The sequence below is a fragment of the Mesorhizobium sp. M7A.F.Ca.AU.002.02.1.1 genome (assembly GCF_003998535.1).
In the GTDB taxonomy this organism is placed as follows: Bacteria; Pseudomonadota; Alphaproteobacteria; order Rhizobiales; family Rhizobiaceae; genus Mesorhizobium; species Mesorhizobium ciceri.
Window position 1 is genome coordinate 1 of sequence record NZ_RZPB01000577.1, and the last position, 3,864, is coordinate 3,864.

Consider the following 3,864-nt stretch of genomic DNA (forward strand, 5'->3'; position numbering starts at 1 on the left):
GTTCTACAAGGACGGCACCATGATGCTGCTCGGCGACGCCAAGAAGATGACCGAAGAGATCGTCAAAGCCATGGATCACTGATCCGGGATAAGCGCCGGGACACGCCAAGAATCGCCCGGCTTCGCGCCGGGCTTTTTCTTGGCAGGCTTTCTTGGCTTGACGGCGATTTCGGCGCTACGATGACGAATTCCCGCCTCGACGGCGGGATTGTCGTCGACGGAGACGTTGGTGCCTGACCCGATCGCATCGCCGCCCGCCGGGAAAGCGCCGCGCAAGCCTGGCCAGGCGGTGGTGATCGTGCATGGCATGGGCGAACAGCGGCCGATGGATACGCTGCGAGGCTTTGTCCAGGCTGTCTGGAGCCATGACCCCAACCGCGCGCCGTTTTATGCCCATGTCGCCGATCCGGCCGACCCCGCCGGCGCGAAGATCAACCAGAGCTGGATCACTCCCGACAGCCGGACCAATTCGTACGAACTTCGCCGCATCACCACGCCCTACGATGTCGATGGCCGCCGCACCGACTTCTACGAGCTTTACTGGGCCGACATCACGCAGGGCACGACGCGAGGCCGGCTTGCCGCCTGGGTGACAAATCTGCTGTGGCGCAAGCCCACCGACATACCGCCGGACGCCCGAAAGCTCTATCTGGTCACTCTGGTTGCCGCCATCATCGTCCTGGTCGCGACGCTCGCGCTTGCGACGTCGGTTTGGCAGCAGCAGATTTCGTGGACCGTCGGCGTCCTCGTCACCATCCTGGCCTCGTTCGTCATCTGGTCGGTGGACCGTTTTGGCCTTCCCTATTTCGGCGATGTCGCGGGCTATGTGCGCGCTGAAGCGGCCACGGTAGAGAAGCGGGCGCTGATCCGCGACCGCGGCCTGAAGCTGCTGAAGCGTCTGATGATGGACGATACCTACGATCGCATCGTGCTGGTCTCGCACAGCCTCGGCTCGATGATCGCCTATGACCTGTTGCAGATCTTGTGGTCCGATTTCAGGCCCCGAAAACTCGAGGCCATCCGCGACAAGGCGAAACTGAAGGCTATCCACGCCATCGACAAGGCGACGCTTGTTGCCGACGGCTCGGCATGGCCCGGCAGCCTTGACGATCTTGCCGGGTTCCGGCGCGATCAGTGGGAGCTCTATCGCCAACTGCGCACCAGGGACGACAGCCATCGGCCTTGGAAGATCAGCGATTTCGTCACGCTTGGTAGCCCGCTGACCCACAGCGAATTTCTGGTGACGCACAATCTCGCCGAATTCAGGCGCGGCATCGCCGAGCGCCTGTTCTCGGCATGTCCGCCGATTGCCGAGGGAGCGGCGGCCGGTGGCACCGTGCTTTATCAGGAAGGGCGCAACCGTTCTTCCGGCAAGCCACAGCGGGCGGTGCATCATGGCGCGGTGTTTGCTGCGACGCGCTGGACCAATATCTTCGACCGCGGCAACGGTTGGCTGACGGGCGATCCGATCTCAGGGCCGATGGCGGAGAATTTCGGCCCGGGCGTGGAGAACGTTCAGGTCGAGCTGCGCGGTTCCCTCGGCCGTGTCTTCACCCACACGCTGTACTGGTCGTTGGCGGCGACCGGTATCGAGGTTGCTGCCGGCGATCAGCCGCGCTCGCATCTCGCCGTGCTGCGCGACGCTGTCGACCTCGGTCGCAAACTGGAGCCGAGCCAAGCCGAAGTGCCGGCGATTCCTCCCCGAAAATAAGAACGGATTTCAGCGAACGGGGTCGTGGCAGCGCCGCTCGACAACTTCAAAGCAAAGCCGCTCCGGGCGGGCCAGAGTGGCTTTGTTGCAAGTGCAGTTCAACGGTTGGTGATAAAAACCGCTTCCTCATCGTCGCGCTGCCTGCCGCCAAGGGCCGCGGCAGCACTGGCGATAAAGGCGCCGATGGCCAGCGAGAGCGCACCAAGCAGGGCAAACGTCGCGCTGGCCTTCCTGGCTGTGTCGGCGGCCTGCTGCGCCTTGACCTTGGCGTCCTGGGCCTTGGCGAGGACGGCATCCACCCGGGTCCTGGCATCTGCTTCCGAAAGCCCCGTGCGAACGGCGACCAACTGCGACAGATAGGTTTTGTCGTCTGCGGAAACCTCGCCTGCCGCGGCGCCGGCGATCAGGATGCGCGAAGCCTGCCCAACCGCGGCCGCATCGCTGTCCGGATTGGCGGCCGCGAGCTTGCCCGGATCAGCCGGACGGAACAGTGAATCCACCAGGTAGGATGTCGCATTGTCGGCCGACGCGCTGCCGGCATTGGCCGAAGCCCCCGCCGATGCGCCCATGGCCGCACCAGACGCGATGGTGGACACCGCCTGCACGCCCGAGCCTATGGCAGCGGAAAGCGCGGAGCCAAGCACGCCGACGACGAGCAGTGTGGCCAACGCCCAGGCAAGAAAGCCATGGGCGGTATCACGGAAATACACCTCGTCCGTGTGGATGCCGACCCATTTGGTGCGCAGGCGTCCGGCAAGGTAGCCGCCGACACCCGAGGACAGCCATTGCACGATGATCAGCCAGACGGCGGTGGATGCCGCGAAAGTGGTGACAGATGCGCCGGATCCCGACCAGGGCGACACCATGCTCAATCCAAGCCCGGAGCCCAGCAGCATGAGGATGAAGGTCAGCGTCGAGGCCGCGAAGGCACCGGCGATGATCGGTCCCCAACTGACGGCGGTGGAGGAGGATTCTGTTGAAGTGGAAACGTCGACAGCCGATAGGGTGGACTGCATAAGTGCCCCCTATCGTACGAACAGCATGATCAGAATGATGATCGGGATCGGTATGCCGAGCAACCAGAGCAAAATGCCGCGTCCCATGGAAGCCTCCTGTTAGAAATTGTGATCGATATTGTCACAATGTCTCGCAGGGACTTCCGTTCCGGCGCGTTGCAAATTGATTTTGTTGCCGCCGGTGGAACAATTGGCGCGCCGCAGCGCGCCAATTCAGATTTAACGGCCAGATCAGATATCCAGATTGGCGACCGACAGCGCGTTGTCCTGGATGAACTCGCGCCTGGGCTCGACCTCGTCGCCCATCAGCCGCGAAAACAGCGAATCCGCATCGGTCGCGTCATTGACCTTGACCTGCAGCAGCGAGCGCACGTTCGGATCGAGCGTGGTTTCCCACAGCTGTTCGGCGTTCATCTCGCCGAGACCCTTGTAGCGCTGCATCGTCAGGCCCTTGCGGCCTGTCGCAAAGACCGCATTGAGCATCGCCAGCGGCCCCGAGATGGTTTCGGAGACATCCTTGCGGCGCAGCACCGGCGGCGACCCGTAGACCTCGCTGAGGCGCTGTGCGTAGCGGTCGAGCTGGCGTGCGTCGGCCGAATTGATCAGCGCCAGGTCGAGATGCGCATATTCCTTGACGCTGCGCACCGTGCGCTCGAACACATAGCCGCCAACGCCTTCATTCGAGGTCGACATGCGGCCGGTCCAGCCGCGCTCGGTGTCCTCGGCAATGATGTCGAGGCGTTTTGCAATCCGCTCCGCCATGTCGTTGGCGCGACCGAGATCGGCGAACACGTCCGGGTTGAGCCCACCGGCGATCGCCGCCTGCTCGACGACGCCTCTGTTGTAGCGCGTGTGCAGGCCGTTGATCAGCTGGCGCACCGCCAGCGCGTCATCGATGGCGCCACGCAGGTCCTGCCCGATGCGAACCTCGCCCGAGCCGAGCGTAAGCGATGCTTCCTCCAGTCCCGAGCCGATCAGGAACTCCTCGAACGCGCTTTCGTCCTTGATGTATTGCGAGCTCTTGCCGCGCGTCACCTTGTAGAGCGGCGGCTGGGCGATGTAGAGATGGCCGCGCTCGATCAGCTCCGGCATCTGCCGGAAGAAGAAGGTAAGCAGCAAGGTTCTGATATGGGCTGT

General features: G+C 63.5%; 3 protein-coding genes and 1 pseudogene. 2 read left to right on the forward strand and 2 right to left on the reverse strand.

The genetic code is table 11. The annotated features are described in order from the left end of the window. A partial coding sequence (locus EN879_RS39515) for a hypothetical protein (protein ID WP_206521012.1) occupies positions 1–237 on the forward strand: 237 nt, incomplete at its 5' end. Continuing rightward, on the forward strand, positions 230–1,711 hold the full coding sequence (locus tag EN879_RS27075) for a hypothetical protein (protein ID WP_063170441.1): 1,482 nt from the start codon (positions 230–232) through the stop codon (positions 1,709–1,711). The genes EN879_RS39515 and EN879_RS27075, both read left to right, overlap by 8 nt. A gap of 98 nt (positions 1,712–1,809) precedes the next feature. On the opposite strand, the gene EN879_RS27080 is transcribed toward EN879_RS27075, so the two are convergent. Together EN879_RS27080 and EN879_RS27085 are read right to left on the reverse strand one after the other, a co-directional pair. After that, positions 1,810–2,727 (reverse strand): hypothetical protein, encoded by a 918-nt coding sequence (locus tag EN879_RS27080; RefSeq protein ID WP_013528199.1) that lies wholly within the window; start codon positions 2,725–2,727, stop codon positions 1,810–1,812. Between the two features lie 231 nt (positions 2,728–2,958). After that, a pseudogene (locus EN879_RS27085) lies at positions 2,959–3,864 on the reverse strand (DNA gyrase subunit B); the annotation flags it as partial.